The sequence below is a fragment of the Hydrogenophaga sp. L76 genome (assembly GCF_057654755.1).
The window spans coordinates 2,044,580-2,070,172 of the sequence record NZ_CM172807.1; the positions used below are offsets into that span (position 1 = coordinate 2,044,580).

Genomic DNA, 25,593 nt, shown 5'->3' on the forward strand with positions numbered 1-25,593 from the left:
TGGTAACGGAAACAGTGACAAAAACCGAAAAAAGATTATGCGCCGGGATAAAAAGGCTTCCCGATCGACGAAGGCATGTTGATGCGGATCCAGGTCGGGTTGCGCGAGATCAGCACCAGCACCACGATGGTGGCCAGGTAGGGCATCATGGTCAGGAACTGGCTGGGCACATTCACACCGACACCCTGCAGGTGGAACTGCAACATGGTCACGCCACCGAACAGGTAGGCACCAAGCAACACCCGTGCCGGGCGCCAGGTGGCGAAGGTGGTGAGCGCCAGCGCGATCCAGCCCTTGCCGGCGATCATGCCCTCGACCCACAGCGGCGTGTAGATGGTCGACACATAGGCGCCCGCCAGCCCGCAGAGCGCACCCCCGGCCATCACCGCCATCAGCCGGATGTGGCGCACCGGGTAGCCCAGCGCGTGGGCCGACTCCGGGCTTTCGCCCACGCTGCGCAGCACCAGTCCGGCGCGTGTGCGGTAGAGGAACCAGATCAGGCCGAACACGATGCCGATGCAGACGTAGACCATGGGGTGGTGGCGGAACAGCGCCGGGCCCAGCAGCGGGATGTCGCTCAACACGGGAATGTTGAACTGCATCTGCTCGGGCAGTTTCTCCTGCACGTAACGGCTACCCGCAAAGGCGGAGAACCCCGCACCGAACAGCGACAGCGCCAGGCCGGTCGCGTACTGGTTGGTGTTGAGCCAGATCACCAGGCCGCCGAAGATCGCCGCCAGCAACGCGCCCGCCGCCATGCCCGCGGCAAAGCCGGCCAGCGTGCTGCCGGTGTGCACCACGGTGGCGAAACCGGCCAGCGCGGCACAGAGCATCATGCCCTCGGCACCGAGGTTGACGATACCGGCCTTTTCGTTGATCAGCAGGCCCAGCGAAGCGATGGCCAGCACGGTGCCCGCGTTGAGCGATGCGCCAATGAGAAGAGCGATGGATTCCATCATTTACTCCACTTGATGCGATAAGCGATCAGCGTGTCACAGGCCAGCAGCGCAAACAGCAGCAAGCCCTGGAACACACCGGTGATCGATTTCGGCAGGCCCAGGCGCGACTGCGCCAGCTCACCGCCGATGTAGAACATGCTCATCAGGATGGCCGAAAAAACGATGCCCACCGGGTGCAGCCGCCCCACGAACGCCACGATGATGGCCGCGAAGCCGTAGCCCGCCGGCACGTAGGGCGTGAGCTGGCCGATCGGGCCCGCCACCTCCAGCGCACCGGCCAGGCCGGCCGCACCGCCCGAGGTGAGCAGCGCGATCCACAGCGCCTTGCGCGAGGAGAAGCCGGCGTAGCGCGCCGCGGCCGGGGCCAGACCGCCCACCAGCTGGCCGTAGCCCGCGTAGGTGCGGAACAGGAAGACCCAGACCGCGGCCACCCCGGCCAGCGCCAGCAGCAGACCGATGTTGACGCGCGAACCCTGCATCAGCTTGGGGATCTGCGTGACCGACTCGAAGGTCTTGGTCTGCGGAAAGTTGTAGCCCAGCGGGTCTTTCCAGGGGCCGTAGACCAGGAAGTTGAGCACCTGGATCGCCACATAGACCAGCATCAGGCTGACCAGGATTTCGTTGGCATTGAAGCGGTCGCGCAGCAACGCCACGATGCCCGCCCAGACCATGCCGCCGACGATGCCTGCGACGATGATGGCCGGGACGATCCAGGGCCCGGTGGTCTTGTCGGCCGTCAGCGCCACACCCGCGGCGAAGATGGCGCCAATCAGGTACTGGCCCTCGGCGCCGATGTTCCACACGTTGGAGCGGAAACACACCGCCAGCCCGAGCGCGATGATCAGCAGGGGTGTGGCCTTGACCATCAGCTCCGACAACGCATAGGTGTTCTTGATGGGCTCCCAGAAGAACACCTGCAGGCCGCGCACCGGGTCTTTGCCGAGCACCGCAAACAGGATCACGCCGATCACCACCGTGATGGCCAGGGCCAGCAAAGGCGAGGCGTAGCCCCAGCGCGCAGAGGGCTGGGGACGGACTTCAAGCCGCAGCATGGGCGGTCTCCTCATTCTTGTTGTTGTCCGGTGCGCCCTGGGCATCCCACAGACCCGACATCCATTCGCCGATGTGCTCGATGGTGGCGTCGGCCCGGTCCAGGCTGGGCGAGAGCCGCCCCTTGGCGATCACGTGCAGGCGGTCGCTGATCTCGAACAGCTCGTCCAGCTCTTCGCTCACCACCAGCACCGCACAACCGGCATCGCGCAGCGCCAGGATCTCGCCGCGGATCTGCGCCGAGGCGCCCACGTCCACGCCCCAGGTGGGCTGGCTGACGATGAGCAACTTCGGTTTGGCCTCGATCTCTCGGCCGACGATGAATTTCTGCAGGTTGCCGCCCGAGAGCGATTTGGCCGCCGCGTCCGGCCCGTTGGCCTTGACGTTGTAGCGCTGGATGATGTCGGTCGCCTGGGTCTTGAGCACACCCAGCTTGAGCCAGCCGCCCGCACCCAGCGCGTCGCTCCGCGTCAACAACAGGTTGTGCGCCAGCGAGAGCGTGGGCACGGCGCCGCGGCCCAGGCGTTCCTCGGGCACAAAATGCAGGCCCAGGGCGCGGCGCTTGCCCGGCCCGTGGTGCGAAGCGTCCTTGCCCGTCACCCGGATGCTGCCCGCCGGCGCGCGGCGGTCTTCGCCCGAGAGCGCAAACAGCAGTTCGCTCTGGCCGTTGCCCGACACGCCCGCGATGCCCACCACCTCGCCGCTGCGCACGGTGAGCGCGATATCGGCCAGATCGGTCCCGAAGGGATCGTCGCTGGCCAGCGTCAGGCCCTGCACCTCCAGCACGGCAGCGCCAGCGTTGAGCGCGCGCACCTCCAGTGCGGGCGGTTCGGCGCCGATCATCAGGCGCGAGAGCGAGGCGTTGCTTTCTTCGCGCGGGTCGCAAACACCCGTGACCTGACCACCGCGCAGCACGGTGCAGGCGGTGCAGAGTTCGCGGATCTCATGCAGCTTGTGGCTGATGTAGAGGATGCTGCAGCCTTCGGCCGCCAGCTTGTTGAGCACGACGAAGAGCTTTTCCACCGCCTGCGGCGTGAGTACCGAGGTCGGTTCGTCCAGGATCAGCAGCTGCGGGTTGGTCAGCAGCGCGCGGATGATTTCCACCCGCTGCATCTCGCCCACGCTGAGCGTGTGCACCGGGCGCTTGGGGTCGATGTCCAGGCCGTACTGGGAAGCGGTGACGTCGATGCTGGCGCTGACCTCGGCGAGCGTGAGCGATTTGTCCAGCCCGAGCCAGACGTTTTCGGCCACGGTCAGCGTGTCGAACAGGCTGAAGTGCTGGAACACCATGCTGATGCCCAGCGCACGCGCTTCCTGCGGGTTGCGCACGTGCACCGGCTGGCCGTTGAACATGACCGCGCCTTCATCGGGCTTGACCGAGCCGTAGATGATCTTCATCAGCGTGGACTTGCCGGCGCCGTTTTCGCCCAGCACGGCGTGGATCTGGCCCGGCGCCACGCTGAGCGAGACGCCGTTGTTGGCCACCACGCCGGGGTAGCGTTTGGTGATGCCGGTGAGTTGCAGTCGTGGCGTGGTCACGGGTTCTCCTCTTGGGGTGTTCGGGCCGCGTCGTCGTCCGGGCGGCGCAGCGAAGCCGCCACGCCCTTGATCTGCTCACGCAGCCAGCGCCCGGCGCTGGAAGCGTGGGTGCGTTCGTGCCAGAGCTGGTAATACATCATGCGGGGGAACTCCACCGGACACGCCAGCACCTGCACCGGCAAGGTGGCGGTGAAACGCTCGCAGTACTGGCGCCCGGTGGTCAGCACCAGCAGGCTGCCCGCCACCATGGCCGGAATGAGCCCGAAATGCGGGCAGCGCGCGGTGATGTTGCGCACCAGGCCCTTGGCGGCCAGGTGGTCGTCGATCACGCCGCGCGCGCCGGGGTGGGTGGGCGTGGGCGCGATGTGTTCGGCGCTGAGCCAGGCTTCCACGTCCCAGCCACGGCGCACCGCCGGGTGCTGGTTGGATACCAGGCACACCACTTCGTCGCCAAACAACCGGCCCAGGTGCAGGTCGCCGGGTGGCAGCGGCCAGTTGCCGATCACCACGTCGAAGTCGCCCTGGGCGAGGTGGTGGCGGTAGTCGGAGTCGGCCGAGAGCGGGTGGATATCGATCGGGCACTGCGGCGCCAGGCTCTTGATCTGGGCCACCAGCTGGGGCAGGAACAGCGGGTCCAGGTAGTCGCTGGCGGCCAGGCTGAAGGTGTGGTGGGCGGTGGCGGGGTCGAAACTGCGGGCGTCGGAAAACAGCACCTCGGCGCTGCGCAGGATGTCGGCCGCTGGCTCGATCATGCGCAACCCGGCCACCGTGGGCACCATGCCGGACCCGGAGCGCACCAAAAGCGGGTCACCGGCGAGTTCGCGCAGGCGCTTGAGCGACGCGCTGACCGCCGGCTGGTACATGCCCAGCCGCAACGCCGCGCGCGACACGCTGCGCTCGGTGAGCACGGTGTAGAGCACGCGGATCAGGTGCAGGTCAATCTTGTCGAACATGGACACGTATTTCATACCCTGAGGCTATGCGTGTGGATGGTGGTTTGGGCATTCTTCCCATATGCCTGAGCATATGTTGTGCCATGGGGTGGGCGCTATGCTGGCGCGCATGAATTCAAAAAACGCTGCACAAACCCTGAGATTCGTGCGCCGCGGCCAGACCGTGGCGCTCGGCAATGTAGCACCCGACCGCACCCTGCTGGAGGTGCTGCGCGAGGACCTGCAACTCACCGCCACCAAGGAGGGCTGCGGCGAAGGCGACTGCGGTGCCTGCACCGTGGTGCTGGCGCAGGCCGTCAACGGGAAGCTGCAATACCAGGCCATCAACAGCTGCATCCGGCTGGCGCATTCGGTGGACGGCATGGCGGTGTTCACGGCCGAGGACCTGTCTGCCCCCACGCTCAAGGCGGGCGCATCCCCCGACCTGCATCCCTGCCAGGAAGCCCTGGTGCAGTGCCACGGCAGCCAGTGCGGCTTCTGCACGCCGGGCTTCGTCATGAGCCTGTTCGGCATGTACCAGAACAACCAGAACGGTCAGGCGATTTCCCGCGAACAAGCCCAGGTCGATCTCTCGGGCAACCTCTGCCGCTGCACCGGCTACCGCCCCATCCTCGACGCTGCTGAAAAAATGGGCAGTTTGCCGCTGCCCGCCGGCTGTGGCGTGGACGAAGCGGCCACCGTCGCCGCCCTCAAGGCGCTGAAGCCGAAACAGAACGGCGATGAAAGCTACCTGCGCCCCACCTCCCTGGCCGCTCTGCTGCAGGCCCGCTCTGCTCACCCCAGGGCGCAGGTCGTGGCCGGGTGCACCGACGTGGGCCTCTGGGTCACCAAGCTGCACCAGCGCTTCGAGCGCGTGCTGGACGTGACCGCGGCGCGCGAATTGCAGCGCGTGGAAACCTACCCGCACCACATCGCCATCGGCGCCGCCGTCTCGCTGACCGACGCCTTTGCAGCCCTGGTGAAGGAGCGCCCGCAATTGAAGACCTTCAGTCAGCGCTTCGCTGGCCTGCCCGTGCGCAACTCGGGCACGCTGGGTGGCAACGTGGCCAACGGCTCGCCCATCGGCGACGCCATGCCGCTGTTGATTGCACTCGGCGCCAGCGTGGTGCTGATGCGCTGGAAGAAGACCGCCGCCGGTGGCGAGATCGCCCATCGCGAGCTGCGGCTGGAAGACCTGTACACCGGCTACCGGACAAATGTGATGCGGTCGGACGAGCTGCTGTGCTGGATCAAGGTGCCGCGGCCCACGGGGCATGGGCTGGAAAAGGTCTACAAGATCAGCAAACGCTTCGACGACGACATCTCCGCCGTCTGCCTGGCGATCCAGATGACCCTGAAAGACAGCACCGTGCAACAGGTCTCCATCGGCGCGGGCGGCGTGGCCGCGACACCGGCCCGCGCGCGCCGGACCGAGGCTGCCCTGCTCGGCCAGCCCTGGAACGCCGACACCGTGATGGCCGCCGCCGCCGCGCTGCGCACCGAGTTCCAGCCCATCAGCGACATGCGCGCCAGCGCCGCCTACCGCCTGACCGTGCTGGGCAACCTGCTGCGGCGCTTCTGGCTGGAAAGCCAGGGCCTGCAACACATCAACCTGGAAAACCTCACCGCATCCGATCTGGAGGCCACGGCATGAACGCCCGCGACAAAAATTCAAGCGATGCACCGGTGGTGGTCTCTTCCCGGGCGGATGCGGCAGCCCCTTCCGTTCGGGCTGAGCCTGTCGAAGCCCCCACCAGCCCTTCGACGGGCTCCGGGCGAACGGCATTGCGCGCCGCCGGCCAATCCCGTTTCCACGAAAGCGCCCGCGCCCAGGTGGCCGGCGCCGCGACCTACATCGACGACATCCCCGAGGTGCGCGGCACGCTGCACGCGGCGCCGGTCTGCTCGCCCGTGGCCCACGGCATCCTGCGCAAGCTCGACGCCTCCGCCGCGCTGGCCCTGCCCGGCGTGCGGGCGGTGATCGACGCCGGCGACATCCCCGGCGACACCACGCTCGCCGCCTTCGCGCACGACGAGCCGGTGTTCGCGCTCGACACGGTGATGTTCACCGGCCAGGTGATCGCGCTGGTGGTGGCCGACGACGTGATGACCGCGCGCCGCGCCGCGCGGCTCGTGAAGCTGGACATCGAACCCCTGCCCGCCGTGCTCAATGTGCACGAAGCCCATGCGCTGGAAAGTTATGTGCTGCCACCGGTGCAGGTGAAACGCGGCGATGCGGGTGCCGCCCTGAAGCGCGCACCGCACCAGCTCGAAGGCCGCTTCGAAGTCGGTGGTCAGGAACACTTCTACCTCGAAGGCCAGATCGCCTACGTGCTGCCGCTGGAGCAGAACCAGTGGTGGGTCTACACCAGCACGCAGCACCCCGGCGAGGTGCAGCACTGGGTCTCACATGCGCTGGGCATCGCCAACAACGCCGTCACGGTCGAATGCCGGCGCATGGGCGGCGGCTTCGGTGGCAAGGAGACGCAGGCTGGCCACCTGGCCGTGTGGGCCGCCATCGCCGCGAACCAGCTGAAGTGCCCAGTCAAGCTGCGGCTGGACCGCGACGACGACTTCATGATCACCGGCAAGCGCCACCCCTTCGCCTACCACTACCGCGTGGGCTTTGATGACAGCGGCCTGCTGTGTGGTCTGGAACTGGAGATGCTGGTCAACTGCGGTTTCAGCGCCGACCTCTCCGGCCCGGTGGCCGACCGCGCCATCTTCCACGCCGACAACGCCTACTTCCTTGAAGACGTCGCCGTGGCCAGCTACCGCTGCAAGACCAACACACAGAGCCACACCGCCTTCCGCGGCTTCGGCGGCCCGCAGGGCGTGATCGTGATCGAGCGCATTCTGGGCGACATCGCGCGAACGCTGGGCCTGGACCCGCTGGACGTGCGGCTGCGCAACCTGTACGGCATCACGGAGCGCAACGTCACGCACTACCAGATGCAGGTGGAAGACAACATCCTCGACCCGCTGATCAACACCCTGGTGCTCACCAGTGGCTACCGCGAACGCCGGGAACAAATTGAAGCCTGGAACGCGCAGAGCCCCGTCATCAAGAAGGGCATCGCGCTCACACCGGTCAAGTTCGGCATCAGCTTCACCGCCACGCTGTTCAACCAGGCCGGCGCGCTGGTGCACGTGTACACCGACGGCAGTGTTCAAGTGAACCACGGCGGCACCGAGATGGGCCAGGGCCTGAACACCAAGGTGGCGCAAATCGTGGCTGACGAACTCGGCGTGCCGTTCGAGCGCGTGCTGGCCACCGCGAGCGACACCAGCAAGGTGCCCAACGCCAGCGCCACCGCGGCCAGCAGCGGCACCGACCTGAACGGCCGCGCCGCGCAGTTCGCCGCCCGCCATGTGCGCGACAACCTCGCCGCTTTCGTGGCCGGTCTCGACGGCTGCGGCGCGGGTGCCGTGCGCTTCGAAGGCGGCCAGGTCATCACCGACAAGAGCACTCGTCGCTGGGAAGACGTGGTGGGCGCGGCCTACGCCAACCGCATCCAGCTCTGGAGCGACGGCTTCTACCGCACGCCCAAGATCCACTACGACAAGACCACGCTCACCGGCCGGCCGTTCTATTACTTCGCCTACGGCGCGGCGGTCAGCGAAGTCGCCATCGACACGCTAACCGGCGAGTACCGCGTGCTGAAGGTGGACATCCTGCACGACGTCGGCCACAGCATCAACCCGGCGATCGACATCGGCCAGATCGAAGGCGGCTTCATCCAGGGCATGGGCTGGCTCACCACCGAACAGCTGGTGTGGAACGGCAAAGGCTATCTGCAGACCCACGCCCCCAGCACCTACAAGATCCCCGCCACCGGCGACGTGCCCGCGCATTTCAAGGTCGAGCTCTGGCCCGAAGCCAACCGCGAGGACAACGTGCACGGCAGCAAGGCGGTGGGCGAACCCCCGTTCATGCTGGCCATCAGCGTGTACGAGGCGCTGCGGGACGCGGTGGCGCAGGCGGGCGGTGACCCCCTGCTGGTGAACGCACCGGCCACGGCCGAAGAGGTGTTGCGCGCGCTGGGCGCCTGAAGGCCTGCGCAGGAAAACTCAGGTTGGCCCGGGCTCTGATCCCAGCAGCCGTTGCGCCCCGTTTTCGGCCTCGATGTCCCGATCAAAGGCCAGCAGGCCGATCTGGTTCATGACCCGTCTGAATGCCCGGGCCACCACAGGCTCGAGCGCGGCCAGTGCGGTCGCGACATGCCTGGAGGCCTCCTCCCGGTCCGGACCGTTCACCACCCGGTAGACGAGCCCCCATTCCAGCGCCGGCTGGGCATCAAACGCCTCGCAGAGAAAAAGCAGCAAACGCGCGCAGAAAGCGCGCCCCTTGCCGCGCAGTGGCACCACCCGGACACCCGGGTCTGCAGCCGCCGACCGCAAGGCATCGAGCAGGCGCAGTGCGAGATCGTTGTTGATCGCATTGAGCTTGCCGGGACGGTTCAGCGTCCGTGTCAGAACGCCATCGCGCAGGTCCGAAGTCAGCGTCGTGCTCGCTCCTCAGCCCCGCAGCACATCGCGACGCGCCCGGACCGCGTCTTCGAACGCGCCCAGCATCTCGTCGCAGGCCGCGTCGTCGAACGGCAGCGACAGGGTCACCAGCCCCCGCTGCGCCATGTAGACCCCGCGCTCCAGCAGGTCGAAGAACAACAGCTCCTTCAACCAGGTGTTGGACGGGGCCAGGTCCGCCGCGCAGCGCACCGGCCCGGTCATGCCGTGCAGGTTCATGACCGAGCCCAGGCCGGTGAACTGCGCCGCCACGCCATGCGTCTGCAGCACGGTGTTCAGGCGCTCGCGCAGCCGGTCGCCACGCTGGTTGAGCGCGGCGAGCGCCTCCGGCGTCAGCACCTGCTGCAGGCCGGCCAGACCGGCGGCCATCGACAGCACGTTGTTGTTGAAGGTGCCCGCATGCGACAGGGCGTTCGCGCGGCGGGGGTCGAACTGCGCCATGCAGTCCACACGCCCGCCAAAGGCGCCGAAGGACAAGCCCCCGCCGAAGTACTTGCCGATCACCGTCAGGTCGGGGGTGATGCCCAGTTGCGCCTGCCGCCCGCCGATGGACAGGCGCGAGGTCTGCACCTCGTCGAACACCAGCAGGGCGCCACAGCCGCTGGCCAGCGCGCGCAGGCCGTGCAGGAACGCGGGTTCACCCGGAATGCAGCCGCCCGCGCCCAGCATGGGCTCGACGATGATCGCCGCCAGCGTCGGGCCGTGCTCGCGCACCAGCGCTTCCGCGGCGGCCAGATCGTTGTAGGGCGCCACCACGTATTCGTGGGGCACGTTGATCGGCGAGCCGCCCCGGCCGAAGCTCAGCAGCCCCCCGTGGTACGCCCCGTCGAACACCATGATCTTGGGCCGGGCGGTGAAAGCCTTGGCTGCGGCCAGCGCCAGCAGGCTGGCCTCTGTGCCCGAGTTGGTGAAACGCATCAGGGCCATCGACGGAAAACGCCGCTGGATCTCGGCCGCCAGCGCCAACTCGCGCCGGTTGTGGGACGACAGGCTCAAGCCATCGGCCAGCGCATCGACGATGGCCTGCCGGATCGCGGCGTTCGAGTGGCCGTACAGCCCCGCGGTGAACTCGCCCAGGGCATCGAGGTAGCGGTGGCCGTCGGCGTCCCACAGGCGGGCGCCCTCTCCCCGCACCATGGTCAGTGGAAAGGGGGCGTGAAACAGCACGCTGCGCGTATTGCCCCCGGGCATGACGGTGGCCGCCTGGGCCAGCTGGCGCTCGCTGGCCGGGTTGCGTTCGCGGTAGCGCGCGCGGGCGGCTTCGAGGGTATCGATGAGGTTCATGGTCGCTCCTTCACACCATTGCTTCCTGTACAGTGTACAAGGCGTTGTGAGGTTTTCAAACGCCGTTATCCTCGCACCCCATGACCACCGTCCCGCCCGCTTCCGCTCCACCGAAACCCGGCGGCGGCCTCACCCGCGACGCCGTGCTGGCCGCCGCTTTGGCGCTGATCGACCGCAAAGGCGTGGCGGCTTTCAGTGTTCGTGATCTGGCGCGTGACCTGGGCGTGTACCCCACGGCCCTGTACTGGCACGTACCGGGTCGCAACGCCCTGATTGCCGGTGCCGTGGCGCTGGCCCTGGGCGACCTCAAGCCCGCGCGCCGGCCGGCCGACTGGGCCACGGGCGTGCGCTGGCTGTTCCGGCGCTACCGCAAGGCGGTGCGCGCGCACCCCGCCATTGCCCCGGTGCTCGGTGCCCAGCTGGTTTCCAACGAAAGCATGCCGTCCGAACTCGTCGAGCACATGCTGGCGCTGCTGGAGCGCGCGGGCTTTTCCGGCGACCGGCTGCGCCACGCCTACAACACGCTGGTCGCGGGCATGGTGGGCTTCGTCACACTGGAACTCGCGCCCCTGCCCGAAGAAGACCCCGAGGGCTGGGCCGCGGCGCACCGGCAGCGCATGCAGGACGTGGACGCCCGGCAATGCCCCACGCTGGCACGCGAAATGCCCCATCTGACGCGCGGCGCTTTCGTGGTGCGCGCATCCAGCGGCGTCGATCAGCCGCTGGAGCAGAGCTTCGAGTTCTGGACCGAGACGGTGATCCTGGGGCTGGCGGCCATGCGGGCCCGTTCGACCCCGGGTCCTGCGCAGACCACCTGAGTGTGGCAGCCGGGGCCGTGGGCTCGCCCCTAGAATGATTCGCATGAACGCGAACACCTCTCACCGACTCCAGATCGCCGTCATGGGCGCAGGCGCCGTCGGCTGTTACTACGGCGGCATGCTGGCACGCGCCGGCCACGCGGTCACGCTGATCGGCCGGCCCGCGCACGTGCAGGCCGTGACCGCGAACGGTCTGCGCATGCAGACGCTGAGCTTCGACGAAACCGTGCCCCTGTCCGCGAGCACCGGACCCTGCGCCGTGGCCGGGGCCGATGTGGTGCTGTTCGCCGTGAAGTCGCCCGACACCGAAAGCGCCGGCGAACAGATCCGGGCATCACTGGCACCGGGCGCACTGGTGGTGTGCCTGCAGAACGGCGTGGACAATGCCGAGCGGCTGCGGCGGGTGTTGCCCGGTCAGGAGGTTGCGGCCGCCGTGGTCTATGTGGCCACCGAGATGGCCGGACCCGGCCACCTGCGGCACCACGGACGCGGCGAACTCGTGATCGAGCCTTCGTCGCGCAGCGCCGAGCTGGCGCAGGCGCTGGCCGCGGCCGGCGTACCCACCGCCATCTCCGACAACGTGCGCGGCGCGCTCTGGGCCAAGCTCATCCTCAACTGCGCCTACAACGCCCTCTCGGCCGTCGCGCGCCTGCCGTATGGCGAACTGGTGCAGCGCCCCGGCGTGCAGGGCGTGATGCGCGACGTGGTGGCCGAATGCCGCGCGGTGGCCGCGGCCGACGGCGTCACCCTGCCCGACGACGTGGACACCGCCGTGCGCCGCATCGCCGAGACCATGCCTTCCCAATACTCCTCGACGGCGCAGGACCTGATGCGCGGCAAGCCGAGCGAGATCGACCACCTCAACGGCTACGTGGTGCGGCGCGGCGAAGCGCTGGACGTGCCCGTGCCCGCGAACCGGGTGCTGTGGACGCTGACGAAGCTGGTCGAAACCCCGGCTGCGGCGCAACCATTCACCCGGTCACTCTGACGAGCCTGTGGCTGTCAGCGACGCGGGGCAGATGGCGTTGCGCCGCCTCCGGAACTTCATGGCTTGATCGCCACCTTCAACACCCCATCGCGCTGGTTCGAAAACAGCTCGTAGGCGGCCACGATGTCCTCCAGCTTGAACTGGTGCGTCACCATCAGGCCCAGATCGATGCGACCCGAGGCCACGACATTCATCAGCCGGCGCATGCGCTCCTTGCCACCCGGGCACAGCGCGGTGACGATGCGGTGGTCGCCCAGTCCGGCGGCGAAGGCGCCCAGAGGAATGGTGAGGTCACTCGAATACACACCCAGGCTGGACAAGGTGCCACCGGGTTTGAGCACGCGCAGGGCCGACTCAAACGTGGACTGGGTACCCAGCGCCTCGATGGACGCATCCACGCCGCGCCCACCGGTGATCTTCATGATTTCGTCAACCACATCGCAATTCTTGAAGTTCAGCGTGAGATCGGCCCCCAGCTTCTTCGCGATGTCCAGGCGGTGATCGTTGCCGTCCACCGCGATGATGGTGGACGCGCCCAGCAGGCGCGCGCCCGCCGTGGCACACAGGCCGATGGGGCCTTGCGCAAACACCACCACGGTGTCGCCGATGCGGATGCGGGCGTTCTCCGCACCCTTGAAGCCGGTGGACATGATGTCGGGGCACATCAGCACCTGTTCATCGGTCAGGCCGTCGGGGATGGGCGCGAGGTTGGCCTGCGCATCGGGCACCAGCACGTACTCGGCCTGGGTGCCGTCGATCAGGTTGCCGAAGCGCCAGCCCGCTGTGGCCTTGAAGCCATGGCAGCCACACAGGCCCTGGGGAATCAGGTAGCTGCCGTCTTGCGACGGCGCGCCATCCTGCGCCGCGTAGGAGTTGAAGTTGGGGCAGATGGCGCTGGCGATGACACGCTGGCCTTCGGTGTAGCCCATCACGGCGCTGCCCAGTTTTTCGATCACGCCCACCGGCTCGTGGCCGATGGTCAGGCCTTTGGCGACCGGGTACTCCCCTTTGAGGATGTGCACGTCGGTGCCACAGATGGTGGTGGTCGTGATGCGGATCAGGGCGTCGTTGGGACCGACATCGGGGATGGGTTTGTCCACCACCTCGATGCGGTTCTTCTCGACAAAGACGGCTGCTTTCATCATGGTGGCCATGGGCACTCCTGTAACGGTTGAAAATCCGGCTCGGTGGTGTCAGTCACCACTGGCCTTCTGGAGCACAGCGTACAGCTCATCCTTGAGCTGCAGCTTTTCGCGTTTGAGCGTGTCGATCTCTGCGGGGGTGGCCATCTGAATGCCGTTTTCCATGTTCTGGATCTTCTGATCGAGTTCATTGTGCTGGTCGAACAGCCGCGTGAAGTGGAGGTCGGTGGTTTTGAGGCTCGTGATGAGGTCTCGGTACTCTGGAAACATCGGAGGGGTCCTTCGTGAAGCGCTGCCGGGAGGCGCAGGATCGCGCCGCGCCCAGGCTGGGCGGGATCGGGTAGCTTGGGCGATATGCGCCCGGTCATCTGTGCGCCAGCGCCCAGAGCACGGTGGGTGCTATCGGGTGAACGCCGTTGAACCGGGCCGCCCCGGCAGGGTCAGATGCGCCATCGCGGGCGCCATGTCCGACAGCAGTTGCCCTTTGCGCCACACCTTCAACCGCGTGGCGCGCAGGCGGATCGCCTCGATCGGGTCGCGTGCCTGCAGCAGCACGAAGCTCGCGTCGTTCCCGGTTTCGATGCCATAACCGGCCAGCCCCATCACCTTGGCGGCGTTCGTGGTCACGGCTTCAAAGCACTGGCGCATGCCGGCCTGGCTGGTCATCTGCGCCACGTGCAGGCCCATGTGGGCCACTTCCAGCATGTCGCCGCTGCCCAGCGAATACCAGGGGTCCATCACGCAGTCGTGGCCAAAGGCCACCGTCACGCCAGCCGCCATGAGCTCGGGCACGCGCGTCATGCCGCGGCGTTTTGGGTAGCTGTCGTGCCGGCCCTGCAGGGTGATGTTGATCAGTGGATTCGCCACCGCGCTCACGCCGGCTTCGGCGATCAGCGGGATCAGTTTGCTCACGTAGTAGTTGTCCATGCTGTGCATGGAGGTGAGGTGCGAGCCGTTGACACGGCCCTGCAGGCCCAGGCGCTGGGTCTCGAACGCCAGCGTTTCGATGTGACGCGAAAGTGGGTCGTCGCTTTCGTCGCAGTGCATGTCCACCGGCAGGCCACGCTCGGCAGCGAGTTCGCACAGCAGCTTCACGCTGGCCGCACCTTCGCTCATGGTGCGCTCGAAGTGCGGGATGCCGCCCACCACGTCCACGCCCAGGTCGAGCGCGCGTTTGAGGTTGTCGAGCCCGCCCGGAGAGCGCAACACGCCGTCCTGCGGAAAGGCCACCAGCTGCACGTCCAGGTAAGGCGCCATGCGCCGCTTCACCTCCAGCATCGCGCGCACCGGCAGCAGGCTGGGGTCGCTGGTGTCCACGTGGCTGCGGATGGCCAGCAGACCTTTGGCCACCGCCCAGTCCCCATAAGTCAGCGCGCGCTCCACCAGGGCTTCTTCGGTGAGCTGTGGCTTGAGCTCGCCCCACAGCGCGATGCCTTCGAGCAACGTGCCGCTCTGGTTGATCCGCGGCAGGCCGTAGCTGAGCGTCGCATCCATGTGGAAGTGCGGATCGCAGAACGGCGGCGAGAGCAGCTGGCCGGCCGCGTCCAGCGTTTGATGCGCCAGCGCCTGCAGTCCCTCGGCCACTTCAACGATGCGGCCGTCCCGCACGGCAACCGACATGTTGGTGCGGCCGTCGGGCAGGTTGGCGTGGGTGATCAGCAGATCGAGCATCGGTGTTCACCTCGGCGGCAGGGTTTCAACAGCGCCCGAGGATACGCTGCAGCGCAGCGCGCCGGTCGGCGGCGCCTTCAGTAAAATCCTCGCCCCTGGTGACCCGCACAATGGCGGGCCGCCCTGACCTGGCCAAACAACCTCGAAGCACTCATGCACTATTCCGTCTCCCACCACAAACTCAAGCTCATCCTCGCGGCCCAAGGCATCAAGACCGGCGACGCCGGCGCCATCGACACGCTGTTCGGCGGCAAGGACGGCTACTACTGGTTTGGCACTTTGCGCGACATGTGCCCGGAAGGCAAGACCCTCTCGTGGGAAAACCAGTACGCCCTGGTCAACGCGATCCAGGCACACGAAAACGCCACCGCCGAGGAAGACGAAATGAAACCGCAAGTGCCCAGCGCGGCCAACATCGCCGCCTTGTCCAAGCTGCTCGCCGACCCGATCTGACCGGCTGGTCCTTCACCGAGCCCGGCACAGCCGCTGACCGCGGTCTATCGCTGGCGCAAGGCTTCGGCCAGCTCCCCGTCATGACCGTAGATATCGGGGTAGAAGTAAGGGCGACCCCGTTTCACCAGCGCCGTCCCATAGGCGATCAGAACCGGCACCGGCGTGCTGAGCCGGACGGCCTGCAACTGCCCCGAGGCCATGGCTTCGCGCACGCGATGCTCGCTCCATTGGGGCATGTCCTTCAACACGAACAGGGCCAGCTCCACCGGATGCTCGACGCGCACACAGCCGTGGCTGAAGTCGCGGCGCCCGCGCCCAAAAAGCTGCGCCGCGGGCGTGTGGTGCAGGTAGATGTGGTCGCGGTTCGGAAAGGAGAACTTGACCGCGCCGAGTGCATTCTTCAGCCCGGGACGCTGGCGGATGCGGGCACGACCCGCCAGCACATCGGCCAACACTTCCGGGGTGACCTCGGTGCCGGTGCTGCCGTCTGCCAGGACAAACTCCATGTCCTCACGCGCCAGGTAAGCGGGGTCGCGCTGGAGCCTGGGGACGGTTTCGGTGCGCGCGATCGACGGGGGAATGTTCCAGAAAGGGCTGAACTCGATGGTGCGCATGTCTTCGGAGAACACAGGCGTGCGCGTGTCCATGGCCTTGCCGACGATGATTTTCATGGACTGCTGGACAACGATGCGACCCTCGCGGACTTCGTAGGCGCGCAGTACGAACTCCGGTATGTTGACCACGATCATGCGCGGGGCTTCGGTCAGCGGCGTCCAGCGCAGACGTTCCAGATTGAGGGCGATCTGCTGCGCCCGCTGGTCCGGTGTCACCTGCAGCGCGGCCCAGGTGTCCTTGCCGACCACACCGTCCACGTCCAGCCCATGGCGTTCCTGGAAGCGCTGGACCGCCTCCACCCAGACGCCCTCGTAGACCGCCGGGAGCGGCTCGTCAGCCGTCAGGTCACCCAGCAGCCGCAGCCGTTCGGCCAGCAGGGCCAGGCCGGCCCAGGACTGGCCTGGCGCCAGCTTGCCGGTCCGGCCCGGCTGGGGGTGGGCCGGGCGCGGCAACGCAGGCAGTTCCTGTTGCCAGGCGGGGTGGTCCACCAGCGCTCGCATCCGGGCCAGGACCTCGCGCAATGCTTCGTATTGCGGCAACTGCGGCGCGGCCTCGCGCACCAGTTCGGCCAGCCGCCCGGCTTGCAGGCCGTCGCGCAGCCGCGCAACCGAATCAAAGTCCGCGCGCACCGACGACTTGAAATGGTGGTCAATGTGCCGCGGGTCCAGCCGGCCCTGGTGCAGGTCGGTCAGGTAGCGCTGCAGGGTCGCGCTGAGGGTTTGTGCCAGCCGCTCCTGGGCAGCGTCATCCGGTGGCGGCCCTCGATGCGCCTCGCCCACCTGCCGGGCCAGCGTGTCGATCTCGTAGTCTTCGGCGATCAGTCCATGGCCGGGCGCTTCGGCCAGCAGGTCCAGAGCCTGCCAGGCCTGGGGGCCGGGCCGGCCCGATGCGAACCACAACGAAACCTCGGACGCCCAGGCGCCACCCGCGGCCAGGCCCAGCGCCAAAACCAGGCCGCGCAAGGCGCGATACACCGTGGGCATGCGGTCAAGCGCCCCGGCAGGCGTCGAGCGTCGGGCAGACACCGCTCAAGAGCATGAGCACGAGGTGCTGCCCTCCATCACTCGGAGACGGTGTGTCCGCCAAGGTTGGTGCAGACCCGGCGCAGGCGCTGCTCGGCCTCGTCGGCCACCGCTTTCACCCCGGCGCCACCGACCAGTCCCACCATGACCTGCGGGTCCAGGAAGCCCACCACGATCTCGTGGCTCGACACTTCGCGCACGATCACATTGCAGGGCAACAGCAGCCCGATGTCGGGCTCCGCCTGCAAGGCCTGGTGCGCCAGCGGCGGGTTGCAGGCGCCGAGGATGCGGTAGCGCGGCATGTCCACGCCGAGCTTGTCTTTCATGGCCGCCTGCACGTCGATGTCGCTCAGCACACCGAAGCCCTCTTCCTTGAGGGCCTGGATGGTGTGGGCGAGCGCTTCATCGAACGAGGTGCCCTGGATGGTGGTGGTGAATCCGTACATGGTGATGTCCTTGCGGTGGTGGGAGGGGCGGGGTGACAGTGTGGCGGTTCGCTGGGCGGCGACCGGTTCAGGGCGACCATTCGTGGTTGAGAGAGGTGACTGTGCCACGCCAGTAGGTCTTGCGGCCTTCGGGCAGCAGCCAAGCCACTTCGCCGGACAGGGGCACGGTCATGCCATCCACGCGCTGGTGGTTGGCCCAGGTGCCCTCCCACGGAGCCGAACTGACCTCATTGCCGACTATACGGCCGCGCGCTTCGGCGCGCATGGACGTCATCAGGCCCGATGCATCGAAGCGGAACAGCAGGGTGATCGAGAGCGCGCCATCCGTCAGCGTGGCCTTGGCGGAGTGCCTGTCCACCGCGGTCCAGCGCACGCCCTGGCTGGGCAACAAGGCGGTGGGGTACCAGGCGGCTTCGGCAAAGAAGCGCATCAGCTCGCCGCGCGCCAGTTCGCCACCGCCCCGCAGGTCGGCCACGCTGAAGAGACCAAAAACGGCAGCGTGCAGCAGGCCTTCGCCGTCCGCATAGCTGTCGTGCACACGCACCGACACGCCGGGCGCCAGGGCGATGCGCGCGTCCCACAGAAAACCCGGGCGTTGCACGACCACCCGCTGGCGCGAGGTGAACGGCTTCCACTGTTCTCCGGTGGCCGACAGGTTGAAGCGGCCGGTGTGCTCCAGCGTGGCCGCGGTGACGATGGCCTGACCCGGCGTGAGCACGGTGCTGAAATAGCGCTGCACGGGCGCGGGCAGGCCTTCGATTTCGCGCGGGTCGTATCGTGCGGGTGCGGCGGGCAGGCGTTTCGCCTCTAGACGCGCCAGGATCGCCTGCGTCGCCCCGGTCCAGCGCATGCCGCCGACGGCGGTGAGGCCCACGAAAATCAGCGCGAGCGCCGCGACGATGAGGAACAGCCAGGTGAGCCAGGTCATGGGCGTGGAGGGTCTCGATGGCTTGGGTTGGCGGCGGAACACGATCAAGCAGCGTAACAAAACGCGGCAGCATGATTGGTGCGGTGGCGGACACGGGGCGCAACGCAATAGGCAAGCGCCCCGTGGGGTCGGTGCTCAGCGCATTCAAAAAACCGGGATACACTCCGCCCTGCTCCGGGGTGCACAGACCGAAAGGTCCAGCGCTGAGATGGTTGAAAAACCGAACCCGTGAACTTGATCTGGCTAGTACCAGCGAAAGAAGAGCGCAGCCCCCAGGGCCTGCATCCCCGACCCGTTCCTCGTGCAACGGGTCCGTCCACACCAGCGGTGGGCCCGGGTGCATGTTTTGACGGGCGGTCTCCGGAGCATTTACAGCCCCAACAGGAGACCGCCGCCATGAACGCCCCCGACAAGATTCCCTTCGCCGACCAGTTCGCACTCAGCCGCGAGCCCTTCCCCGCTTCGCGCAAGATCTACGTGCCCGGCTCGCAGGCCAGCATCCAGGTGCCCATGCGGGAGATCCTGCTGAGCAATGGTGAGCAGGTCACGGTGTACGACACCTCCGGCCCCTACAGCGACCCGACCGCCGCCATCGACGTGCGCACCGGCCTGGCCGACGTGCGCGGCGCCTGGATCGCGGCGCGTGGCGACACCGAAACCTACACCGGCCGCCAGCGCGCCGCGTTGGACGACGGCATCAAGAACGAGGCGCAGAACAACGGCACCACCATCGAACGCATCGAGGCCCTGCGCGCCGAGGCCGCCGGCCTGCAGCGCACGCCGCGCCGTGCAAAGAGCGGGCAGAACGTGACGCAGATGCACTACGCGCGCAAAGGCATCGTCACGCCCGAGATGGAGTACGTGGCCCTGCGCGAAAACGGCAAGCGCGAGTGGATGCGCGAGTACCTGGGCGACCCGGCGCGTGAAGCGCGCCTGCGCGGCAACCCCATGGGCGCGCGCATCCCCGAGCTGTTCACGCCCGAATTCGTGCGCGACGAAGTGGCGCGCGGCCGCGCCATCATCCCGGCCAACATCAACCACCCCGAGGTCGAGCCCATGGCCATCGGGCGCAATTTCGGCGTGAAGATCAACGCCAACATCGGCAACTCGGCCGTCACCTCCAGCATCGAGGAAGAAGTGGACAAGCTGGTGTGGGCGATCCGCTGGGGCGCCGACAACGTGATGGACCTGTCCACCGGCAAGAACATCCACACCACGCGCGACTGGATCGTGCGCAACAGCCCGGTGCCCATCGGCACGGTGCCGATCTACCAGGCACTGGAAAAAGTGGGCGGCGTGGCCGAAGACCTGACCTGGGCGATCTACCGCGACACGCTGATCGAGCAGGCCGAACAGGGCGTGGACTACTTCACCATCCACGCCGGCGTGCGCCTGGCCTACATCCACCTCACGGCACAGCGCCGCACCGGCATCGTCTCGCGCGGCGGCTCGATCCTGGCCAAGTGGTGCATCACCCACCACAAAGAGAACTTCCTCTACACGCACTTCGACGAGATCTGCGAAATCATGAAGGCCTACGACGTGAGCTTCTCGCTCGGCGACGGCCTGCGCCCGGGCAGCGCGTCGGACGCCAACGACGAAGCGCAATTCGCCGAACTCAAGACGCTGGGCGAGCTGACCCAGGTGGCCTGGAAGCACGACGTGCAGACCATGATCGAAGGCCCCGGCCACGTGCCCATGCACCTGATCCAGGCCAACATGGACGAGCAGCTGAAGCACTGCCACGAAGCGCCGTTCTACACCCTCGGTCCGCTGACCATCGACATCGCACCCGGCTACGACCACATCGCCAGCGCCGTGGGCGCTGCCATGATCGGCTGGATGGGCACCTCCATGCTCTGCTACGTGACGCCCAAGGAACACCTGGGCCTGCCCGACCGCGACGACGTGAAGCAAGGGATCATTGCCTACAAGATCGCCGCCCACGCGGCCGACATCGCCAAGGGCCACCCGGGCGCCCGCGCGCGCGACGACGCCATGAGCAAGGCGCGCTTCGAATTCCGCTGGCGCGACCAGTTCGCGCTCGGCCTGGACCCGCAGACCGCCGAGGACTACCACGACGAAACCCTGCCCAAGGACTCGTCGAAGGAGGCGCACTTCTGCTCCATGTGCGGGCCGAAGTTCTGCAGCATGAAGATCACGCAGGACGTGCGCGACTACGCCGCCGCCAAAGGTGTGAGCGAAGAAGCGGCACTGGCCGAAGGCATGGCGCAGAAGAGCGCGGAGTTCAAGGCGGTGGGCGGCGAGTTCTACGTGCCGGTGTCATCCATCTCGACCAAGGTCTGAACCATGGCACGCATCGGCATCGCTGGCGCGGGTGTGCTCGGCCGCCTGCTCGCGTGGCAGCTGTCCCGCGCGGGGCACCATGTCACGGTGTTCGACCCGGCTTCGGGGCCAGAGGCTCCGCCAACCGGTCAGTTGGTGGGCGGCGCACCGTTTGCGGCGGGCTTCACCGCCGCCGGCATGCTCAGCCCCATCGCGGAGCTGGACAACGCCGGCCCCGAGATCGCCCGCCTGGGCTGGCGATCGCTGGCCCTGTGGCGCGAGGTGGCCGAAGCGCTGCGCGCCGACGGCTGCAGGGCACCGCTGTTCGAGCAGCACGGCAGCCTGATGCTGGCGCACGGGTCCGACCTGGGCGCGGCGCGCCGCGTGCTGGCCCGGCTGGACACCGCGCCCACCCTGGCCGCCGAGCTGCCCGCGCCGCAGCCGCTGGACCGTGCGGCGCTGGCCACGCTGGAGCCCGCGCTGGCGCCGGGTCTGCACGCCTGGCTGCTGCCCGGTGAGGCGCAGGTCATGTCGCGCGACATGCTCAGCGCGCTGGCCGTGCACGCTAAGAACGTGCACTGGTGCTGGGGCGAACGCGTGGAACGCGTGGCGCCTGGTGTGCTGCACTTGATGGGTGAAGGGCCGGTGCGGTTTGATCTCGCCATCGATGTGCGAGGAGTGGGAGCGACACCCGACCTGCCGCTCAGAGGCGTGCGTGGCGAAGTCATCTGGCTGCACGCCCCCGGCGTGACGCTGCAGCGCCCGGTGCGCCTGCTGCACCCGCGCCACCGGGTCTACATCGTGCCGCGCCCGGGCGACCTGTTCGTGGTCGGCGCGAGCGAGGTGGAGAGCGAAGACCGCTCGCCGGTGAGCCTGCGCAGCGCCGTGGAGCTGATGGCCGCGGCGCAGAGCGTGCTGCCCGAACTGGCCGAGGCGCGCATCGTGCACATGGAAGCCAACCTGCGCCCCGCCCTGCCCGACAACGAACCCCACACCCACACCGAGCCCGGCCTGCTGCGCATCAACGGTCTGTTCCGCCACGGCTGGTTGCTCGCGCCGGCGCTGGTGCAGGACGCGCTGGCGGCTCTGGCCGACATGGAGAAGGAGCCTGCCCATGCCTGAAACCCTGATCCCGGTCGAGGCCACGCTGCGCTTCAACGAACACACCCTGCCCTGCCCAGACGGTCTGACACTGGCCGCACTGCTGGACGCGCAAGGCATGGACGCCAACCAGATGGCCACGGCGGTGAATGGCGAGTTCGTGGCTCGCGAACTGCGGGCACAACACAGATTGCAGGCCGGCGACACCGTGTTGACCTTTCAAGCCATCGTGGGCGGATGAACACCATGAGCACACCGACAAACACCTGGGCGCCCTACGGCGTCGAACTGAACAGCCGCTTCCTGCTCGGCACAGCCGGCTACCCGTCACCACAGGTGCTGGCCCACAGCATCGCCGCCAGCGGCACGCAGATCGTCACCGTGGGCCTCAAGCGCACGCTGGCCGCGGGTGGCGACAACGGCTTTGTGGAGATCATCCGCAGCGCCATGCGCGAACACAGCGCGCAGCTGCTGCCCAACACCGCCGGCTGCCGCACCGCGCGCGAGGCGATCACGCTGGCGCACATGGCACGCGAGCTCTACGGCACGCGCTGGATCAAGCTCGAGGTGGTGGGCGACGAACACACCCTGCAGCCCGACCCCTGGGGCACGGTGGAAGCCGCCGCGCAGCTCACCAAAGACGGCTTCGCCGTGTTCCCCTATTGCACCGACGACCTTGTCACCTGCCAGCGCCTGCTGGACGCGGGCTGCGAGGTGCTGATGCCCTGGGGCGCGCCCATCGGCTCGGGCCAGGGCCTCATCAACCCGTTTGCGCTGCGCACCCTGCGCGCGCGGCTGCCCGGCGTGCCGCTGATCGTGGACGCCGGCATCGGCGCGCCTTCACACGCCGCCGCCGCCATGGAGCTGGGCTTCGATGCCGTGCTGCTGAACTCCGCCGTGGCCCAGGCCGTGGACCCGGTGCGCATGGCTCGCGGCTTCGGCCTGGCCATTCAAGCCGGTCGCGCGGCGTACGAGGCGGGTGTGATGGCGCCGCAGGACATGGCGGTGGCGAGCACGCCGGTGTCCGGTCATCCTTTTCTGATCAACTGACCATGACCCCTGTGATCTGGAGCATCGCCGGCACCGACAGCGGTGGCGGCGCGGGCCTGGCAGCCGACCAGCGCGCGGCCGATGCCTTCGGCGTGCACCTCTGCCCGGTGGTGGCGGCCGTCACCGCGCAGAGCACCACCGCCGTGACGCAGGTGCAGGCTGTGGCGCCCGAGCTGCTGGACGCTCAGCTCCAAGCCCTGGCCGCCGACCTGCCGCCGCGTGTGATCAAGACCGGGCTGCTCGGCAGCGCCGCCAACGCGCGGGTGGTGGCGCGCTGGGTGGACCGCCTGCGTGAGCGCGGGCCGGTGCAGCTGGTGATCGACCCGGTGCTGCGCGCCAGCACCGGCGCGGCATTCACCAGCGACGAGCTGCTGCAGATCTACCGCGACGAACTGCTGCCACGCGCCAGCATGATCACGCCCAACCAGCGCGAGGCCGCCGCCCTGCTCGGCGCCAGTGCGGCGAACAACGTGCCCGGGCTCGCCGGGGCCCTGCAGCGGCTGGGTGCGCAGGCGGTGGTGGTGACGGGCGGTGACGCCGGCACGCCCGGCCTCTCGCTCGACTGGCTGCACACCCCCCACGCCCAAGGCTGGCTCAGCCTGCCGCGCGTGGACACCTGCAACAACCACGGCACCGGCTGCACCTTCGCCTCCTCGCTGGCCACCGCGCTGGCGCTGGGCTTCGTGGCGGCCGACGCCGCCGTGCTCGCCAAGATGGCCACCACCCACGCGCTGCGCCATGCGCGCGCCGTGGGCCAGGGTGCGGGTCCGGTGATCGCGCTGCCCGGCTTCGGCAACGACCCCACGCTGCTTCCGCGTCTGAGCCTGGACGACAGCGCGCCCGCCGACTGGCCCGAGCGCCTGCGTGGGCTCGAGCCCGGTGTCTACGCCATCGTGGACAGCGCCGAACGCGTGGAAGCCGTGCTGCGCGCGCAACCCACCGTACCCACCATCCAGCTGCGCATGAAGCGCCCGGCCGGCGTGGCCGATGCGACATGGACAGCGCAGCTGAGCGAAGCTATCCAGCGCAGCCAGCGCGCGGCCCATGCGGCGAGCGCCACGCTGGTCATCAACGACCACTGGCAACTCGCCCTGCAAGCGGGCGCCCGCGCGCTGCACCTGGGGCAGGAAGACCTGCTCGCCCTCACGCCGGAAGACCGCGCGCAACTTCAGGCTGCGCGCGCTCAGGGCGTGATGCTCGGCCTGAGTTCACACAGCCTGTGGGAGCTCTGCCGCGCCGCCGCCCTGATGCCCGACCTGATCGCCTGCGGTCCGGTGTGGCCCACCACCACCAAGGACATGCCGTGGCGGCCGCAAGGCATGGACAACCTCGCCTGGTGGGCGCACATGGCGCCCGCGCCGGTGGTGGGCATCGGCGGCATCCTGGAGCCGGCACAGTTGCAGGCCGTGGCCGCGGCGGGCGCAGCCGGTGGCTGCGTGGTGCGCGGCCTGGGCGACGACCCATCGACCACCCTGCCCGTGTGGCTGGCGGCCTGGCAAACGGGTCTGACCGGACGGGGCCGGCACGCGGTGCCCGCGCTGCCACACGCCTCGCTGTCCATCGAAGAACCGGTGTGACACCGGGCCGGCGGGGTTAACCCGCGACTGGGGTATGGTTGAGGGGTTCGTCAACGCCGGGCGATCGGGGCGCCTGCCGCCACGGGGCACCGGCACTTTCTTCCTCAGGAGTACTTTCATGGATCGTCGTTCCCTCATCAAGAACGCTGGCATTGCCGGCGTGTTGTCCGCAGGCATCGCCCCCGCCGTGCATGCCCAGGCCGCCGTGCGCTGGCGCCTGGCATCGAGCTTTCCCAAGTCGCTGCCCACCATCTTTGGCTCGGCCGAGAAGTTTTCGGAAACCGTCAAGGCCCTGTCGGGCGGCAAGTTCGAGGTGTCCGTGCACGCCGCCGGTGACCTGATGCCCCCCTTCGGTGTGGTCGATGCGCTGCAGAACAGCACCGTGGAAATGGCGCAGACCGCGTCGTACTACTTCACCGGCAAGGACCCGATCTTCGCCTTCGGCTGCGCCGTGCCCTTTGGCTTGACCGCGCGCCACATGGACGCCTGGATGGAACACGGCAACGGCCGCAAGTACATGGACGAGTTCTACGCCAAGTACAACATCACCTCGATGAGCGCGGGCAACACCGGCACCCAGATGGGCGGCTGGTACCGCAAGGAAATCAAGACCGTGGCCGACCTCAAGGGCCTGAAGATGCGCCTGGGTGGCGGTCTGTTCGGTGAAACCATGAACAAGCTGGGCGTGGTGGCGCAGAACATGCCCGCGGGCGAGGTGTACCAGGCGCTGGAAAAGGGCACCCTGGACGCCACCGAGTTTGTCGGCCCGTTCGACGACGAGAAGCTGGGTTTCAACAAGGTGGCCCCGTTCTACTACTACCCCGGCTGGTGGGAAGGTGGCGCGGAGCTGGAGTTCTTCATCAACAAGAAAGCCTTCGACGCGCTCTCGGCCGAGAACAAGGCCATCGTGCGCGCGGCCGGTGCCGTGGCGGCGCGTGACATGACGGCCAAGTACGACGCCCAGAACCCGGCTGCGCTCAAGCGTCTGGTGGCCAGCGGCACCCAGCTCAAGCCCTTCAGCAAGGCGGTGATGGACGCCGGTTTCAAGGCGGCCATGGAAGTGTTCGCCGAACACGAGGCCAAGTCGCCCGAGTTCAAGAAGATCCACCAGGACATGCGCGCCTTCCAGCGCGACCAGGTGCTGTGGAGCAAGTTCTCCGAGTGGCGCTACGACAGCTACATCGGCGGCGCCAAGATCTGATGCC

Annotated in this window: 23 protein-coding genes, 1 pseudogene and 1 riboswitch; of the genes and pseudogenes, 11 read left to right on the forward strand and 13 right to left on the reverse strand. The window is 68.0% G+C overall.

Annotated elements, in window-relative coordinates:
- Window positions 1-35: 35 nt before the first annotated feature.
- From AC23D4_RS09745 to AC23D4_RS09760, 4 genes are read right to left on the reverse strand one after another with little or no spacing between them, the layout of a single operon-like run.
- Window positions 36-956, reverse strand: a complete 921-nt coding sequence (locus AC23D4_RS09745; RefSeq protein ID WP_472888408.1) for an ABC transporter permease — start codon at window positions 954-956, stop codon at window positions 36-38.
- On the reverse strand, window positions 956-2,011 hold the full coding sequence (locus AC23D4_RS09750; RefSeq protein WP_472888409.1) for an ABC transporter permease: 1,056 nt from the start codon (window positions 2,009-2,011) through the stop codon (window positions 956-958). Before AC23D4_RS09750 ends, AC23D4_RS09745 begins: the two co-directional genes overlap by 1 nt.
- Complete coding sequence (locus AC23D4_RS09755; protein ID WP_472888410.1) at window positions 1,998-3,548, reverse strand: ABC transporter ATP-binding protein; 1,551 nt, start codon at window positions 3,546-3,548, stop codon at window positions 1,998-2,000. The genes AC23D4_RS09750 and AC23D4_RS09755 overlap by 14 nt, the downstream gene beginning before the upstream one ends.
- The gene (locus AC23D4_RS09760) at window positions 3,545-4,516 is read right to left on the reverse strand and encodes a LysR family transcriptional regulator (RefSeq protein WP_472888411.1); all 972 of its coding nucleotides are present in this window, start codon (window positions 4,514-4,516) and stop codon (window positions 3,545-3,547) included. Before AC23D4_RS09760 ends, AC23D4_RS09755 begins: the two co-directional genes overlap by 4 nt.
- 94 nt (window positions 4,517-4,610) lie before the next feature.
- On the opposite strand from AC23D4_RS09760, the gene xdhA reads away from it, so the two are divergent.
- Together xdhA and xdhB are read left to right on the forward strand one after the other, a co-directional pair.
- Complete coding sequence (xdhA, locus tag AC23D4_RS09765) at window positions 4,611-6,134, forward strand: xanthine dehydrogenase small subunit (RefSeq protein WP_472888412.1); 1,524 nt, start codon at window positions 4,611-4,613, stop codon at window positions 6,132-6,134.
- Entirely contained in the window at window positions 6,131-8,533 is a 2,403-nt protein-coding gene (gene xdhB, locus AC23D4_RS09770; RefSeq protein WP_472888413.1) for a xanthine dehydrogenase molybdopterin binding subunit, read from the forward strand. Before xdhA ends, xdhB begins: the two co-directional genes overlap by 4 nt.
- A gap of 18 nt (window positions 8,534-8,551) precedes the next feature.
- Here xdhB and AC23D4_RS09775 read toward each other — a convergent pair whose 3' ends face one another.
- The 3 genes and pseudogenes from AC23D4_RS09775 to AC23D4_RS09785 form a co-directional block, all read right to left on the reverse strand.
- Window positions 8,552-8,845, reverse strand: coding sequence for an enoyl-CoA hydratase/isomerase family protein (locus AC23D4_RS09775; protein ID WP_487623728.1), 294 nt, complete (start codon window positions 8,843-8,845; stop codon window positions 8,552-8,554).
- A 24-nt stretch (window positions 8,846-8,869) separates the two neighbouring features.
- Window positions 8,870-8,983 (reverse strand): annotated as a pseudogene (locus tag AC23D4_RS09780) (enoyl-CoA hydratase/isomerase family protein); the annotation flags it as partial.
- Between the two features lie 15 nt (window positions 8,984-8,998).
- Window positions 8,999-10,291: an aspartate aminotransferase family protein gene (locus AC23D4_RS09785; protein WP_472888414.1), complete on the reverse strand. Its 1,293-nt coding sequence runs from the start codon at window positions 10,289-10,291 to the stop codon at window positions 8,999-9,001.
- 80 nt (window positions 10,292-10,371) lie between these two features.
- Here AC23D4_RS09785 and AC23D4_RS09790 point away from each other — a divergent pair, with 80 nt between their 5' ends.
- Both AC23D4_RS09790 and AC23D4_RS09795 read left to right on the forward strand, forming a co-directional pair.
- Window positions 10,372-11,109 carry a TetR/AcrR family transcriptional regulator gene (locus tag AC23D4_RS09790; RefSeq protein WP_472888415.1) on the forward strand — a complete coding sequence of 246 codons (738 nt, stop codon included), beginning with the start codon at window positions 10,372-10,374 and terminating at the stop codon, window positions 11,107-11,109.
- Between the two features lie 43 nt (window positions 11,110-11,152).
- A complete protein-coding gene (locus AC23D4_RS09795; protein WP_472888416.1) occupies window positions 11,153-12,097 on the forward strand; it encodes a ketopantoate reductase family protein in 945 nt (314 codons plus the stop codon).
- 56 nt (window positions 12,098-12,153) lie between these two features.
- Here AC23D4_RS09795 and AC23D4_RS09800 read toward each other — a convergent pair whose 3' ends face one another.
- The 3 genes from AC23D4_RS09800 to AC23D4_RS09810 form a co-directional block, all read right to left on the reverse strand.
- Complete coding sequence (locus tag AC23D4_RS09800; RefSeq protein ID WP_472888417.1) at window positions 12,154-13,251, reverse strand: NAD(P)-dependent alcohol dehydrogenase; 1,098 nt, start codon at window positions 13,249-13,251, stop codon at window positions 12,154-12,156.
- 39 nt (window positions 13,252-13,290) lie between these two features.
- Window positions 13,291-13,509, reverse strand: coding sequence for an HP1242/YdcH family protein (locus AC23D4_RS09805; protein ID WP_472888418.1), 219 nt, complete (start codon window positions 13,507-13,509; stop codon window positions 13,291-13,293).
- Between the two features lie 129 nt (window positions 13,510-13,638).
- Window positions 13,639-14,910 carry an amidohydrolase family protein gene (locus AC23D4_RS09810; RefSeq protein WP_472888419.1) on the reverse strand — a complete coding sequence of 424 codons (1,272 nt, stop codon included), beginning with the start codon at window positions 14,908-14,910 and terminating at the stop codon, window positions 13,639-13,641.
- A 153-nt stretch (window positions 14,911-15,063) separates the two neighbouring features.
- Between AC23D4_RS09810 and AC23D4_RS09815 the strand changes: the two genes are divergently transcribed.
- Window positions 15,064-15,363 carry a hypothetical protein gene (locus tag AC23D4_RS09815; RefSeq protein ID WP_472888420.1) on the forward strand — a complete coding sequence of 100 codons (300 nt, stop codon included), beginning with the start codon at window positions 15,064-15,066 and terminating at the stop codon, window positions 15,361-15,363.
- A gap of 44 nt (window positions 15,364-15,407) precedes the next feature.
- Here AC23D4_RS09815 and AC23D4_RS09820 read toward each other — a convergent pair whose 3' ends face one another.
- From AC23D4_RS09820 to AC23D4_RS09830, 3 genes are all read right to left on the reverse strand, one after another.
- Complete coding sequence (locus tag AC23D4_RS09820; RefSeq protein WP_472888421.1) at window positions 15,408-16,961, reverse strand: L,D-transpeptidase family protein; 1,554 nt, start codon at window positions 16,959-16,961, stop codon at window positions 15,408-15,410.
- 77 nt (window positions 16,962-17,038) lie between these two features.
- On the reverse strand, window positions 17,039-17,446 hold the full coding sequence (locus AC23D4_RS09825; RefSeq protein WP_472888422.1) for a DUF302 domain-containing protein: 408 nt from the start codon (window positions 17,444-17,446) through the stop codon (window positions 17,039-17,041).
- A 67-nt stretch (window positions 17,447-17,513) separates the two neighbouring features.
- Window positions 17,514-18,374: a DUF6920 family protein gene (locus AC23D4_RS09830; RefSeq protein ID WP_472888423.1), complete on the reverse strand. Its 861-nt coding sequence runs from the start codon at window positions 18,372-18,374 to the stop codon at window positions 17,514-17,516.
- 165 nt (window positions 18,375-18,539) lie between these two features.
- Window positions 18,540-18,652, forward strand: a riboswitch (TPP riboswitch).
- 118 nt (window positions 18,653-18,770) lie between these two features.
- Between AC23D4_RS09830 and thiC the strand changes: the two genes are divergently transcribed.
- The 6 genes from thiC to AC23D4_RS09860 all read left to right on the forward strand — a co-directional run bounded on the left by thiC (window position 18,771) and on the right by AC23D4_RS09860 (window position 25,589).
- Window positions 18,771-20,681, forward strand: coding sequence for a phosphomethylpyrimidine synthase ThiC (gene thiC, locus AC23D4_RS09835; RefSeq protein WP_472888424.1), 1,911 nt, complete (start codon window positions 18,771-18,773; stop codon window positions 20,679-20,681).
- Window positions 20,682-20,684: 3 nt separating this feature from the next.
- Entirely contained in the window at window positions 20,685-21,782 is a 1,098-nt protein-coding gene (locus tag AC23D4_RS09840; protein WP_472888425.1) for an FAD-dependent oxidoreductase, read from the forward strand.
- Window positions 21,775-22,002 carry a sulfur carrier protein ThiS gene (gene thiS / locus AC23D4_RS09845; protein WP_472888426.1) on the forward strand — a complete coding sequence of 76 codons (228 nt, stop codon included), beginning with the start codon at window positions 21,775-21,777 and terminating at the stop codon, window positions 22,000-22,002. The genes AC23D4_RS09840 and thiS overlap by 8 nt, the downstream gene beginning before the upstream one ends.
- A 5-nt stretch (window positions 22,003-22,007) precedes the next feature.
- Window positions 22,008-22,811: a thiazole synthase gene (locus AC23D4_RS09850; RefSeq protein ID WP_472888427.1), complete on the forward strand. Its 804-nt coding sequence runs from the start codon at window positions 22,008-22,010 to the stop codon at window positions 22,809-22,811.
- A 2-nt stretch (window positions 22,812-22,813) separates the two neighbouring features.
- A complete protein-coding gene (gene thiD / locus AC23D4_RS09855) occupies window positions 22,814-24,388 on the forward strand; it encodes a bifunctional hydroxymethylpyrimidine kinase/phosphomethylpyrimidine kinase (RefSeq protein ID WP_472888428.1) in 1,575 nt (524 codons plus the stop codon).
- Between the two features lie 118 nt (window positions 24,389-24,506).
- Window positions 24,507-25,589 carry a TRAP transporter substrate-binding protein gene (locus tag AC23D4_RS09860; RefSeq protein WP_472888429.1) on the forward strand — a complete coding sequence of 361 codons (1,083 nt, stop codon included), beginning with the start codon at window positions 24,507-24,509 and terminating at the stop codon, window positions 25,587-25,589.
- The last annotated feature ends 4 nt before the right edge of the window (window positions 25,590-25,593 follow it).

Bases quoted from the DNA above. Each gene is read 5' to 3' on its own strand.
- thiS (WP_472888426.1), top strand. From the start codon at position 21,775: ATGCCTGAAACCCTGATCCCGGTCGAGGCCACGCTGCGCTTCAACGAA.
- AC23D4_RS09820 (WP_472888421.1), bottom strand. From the start codon at position 16,961: ATGCCCACGGTGTATCGCGCCTTGCGCGGCCTGGTTTTGGCGCTGGGC.
- AC23D4_RS09860 (WP_472888429.1), top strand. From the start codon at position 24,507: ATGGATCGTCGTTCCCTCATCAAGAACGCTGGCATTGCCGGCGTGTTG.
- AC23D4_RS09750 (WP_472888409.1), bottom strand. From the start codon at position 2,011: ATGCTGCGGCTTGAAGTCCGTCCCCAGCCCTCTGCGCGCTGGGGCTAC.
- AC23D4_RS09825 (WP_472888422.1), bottom strand. From the start codon at position 17,446: ATGTACGGATTCACCACCACCATCCAGGGCACCTCGTTCGATGAAGCG.
- AC23D4_RS09840 (WP_472888425.1), top strand. From the start codon at position 20,685: ATGGCACGCATCGGCATCGCTGGCGCGGGTGTGCTCGGCCGCCTGCTC.
- AC23D4_RS09785 (WP_472888414.1), bottom strand. From the start codon at position 10,291: ATGAACCTCATCGATACCCTCGAAGCCGCCCGCGCGCGCTACCGCGAA.
- AC23D4_RS09830 (WP_472888423.1), bottom strand. From the start codon at position 18,374: ATGACCTGGCTCACCTGGCTGTTCCTCATCGTCGCGGCGCTCGCGCTG.
- AC23D4_RS09800 (WP_472888417.1), bottom strand. From the start codon at position 13,251: ATGGCCACCATGATGAAAGCAGCCGTCTTTGTCGAGAAGAACCGCATC.
- AC23D4_RS09790 (WP_472888415.1), top strand. From the start codon at position 10,372: ATGACCACCGTCCCGCCCGCTTCCGCTCCACCGAAACCCGGCGGCGGC.
- thiC (WP_472888424.1), top strand. From the start codon at position 18,771: ATGAACGCCCCCGACAAGATTCCCTTCGCCGACCAGTTCGCACTCAGC.
- AC23D4_RS09850 (WP_472888427.1), top strand. From the start codon at position 22,008: ATGAGCACACCGACAAACACCTGGGCGCCCTACGGCGTCGAACTGAAC.
- AC23D4_RS09810 (WP_472888419.1), bottom strand. From the start codon at position 14,910: ATGCTCGATCTGCTGATCACCCACGCCAACCTGCCCGACGGCCGCACC.
- thiD (WP_472888428.1), top strand. From the start codon at position 22,814: ATGACCCCTGTGATCTGGAGCATCGCCGGCACCGACAGCGGTGGCGGC.
- AC23D4_RS09745 (WP_472888408.1), bottom strand. From the start codon at position 956: ATGGAATCCATCGCTCTTCTCATTGGCGCATCGCTCAACGCGGGCACC.
- xdhA (WP_472888412.1), top strand. From the start codon at position 4,611: ATGAATTCAAAAAACGCTGCACAAACCCTGAGATTCGTGCGCCGCGGC.
- xdhB (WP_472888413.1), top strand. From the start codon at position 6,131: ATGAACGCCCGCGACAAAAATTCAAGCGATGCACCGGTGGTGGTCTCT.
- AC23D4_RS09805 (WP_472888418.1), bottom strand. From the start codon at position 13,509: ATGTTTCCAGAGTACCGAGACCTCATCACGAGCCTCAAAACCACCGAC.
- AC23D4_RS09815 (WP_472888420.1), top strand. From the start codon at position 15,064: ATGCACTATTCCGTCTCCCACCACAAACTCAAGCTCATCCTCGCGGCC.
- AC23D4_RS09795 (WP_472888416.1), top strand. From the start codon at position 11,153: ATGAACGCGAACACCTCTCACCGACTCCAGATCGCCGTCATGGGCGCA.
- AC23D4_RS09760 (WP_472888411.1), bottom strand. From the start codon at position 4,516: ATGAAATACGTGTCCATGTTCGACAAGATTGACCTGCACCTGATCCGC.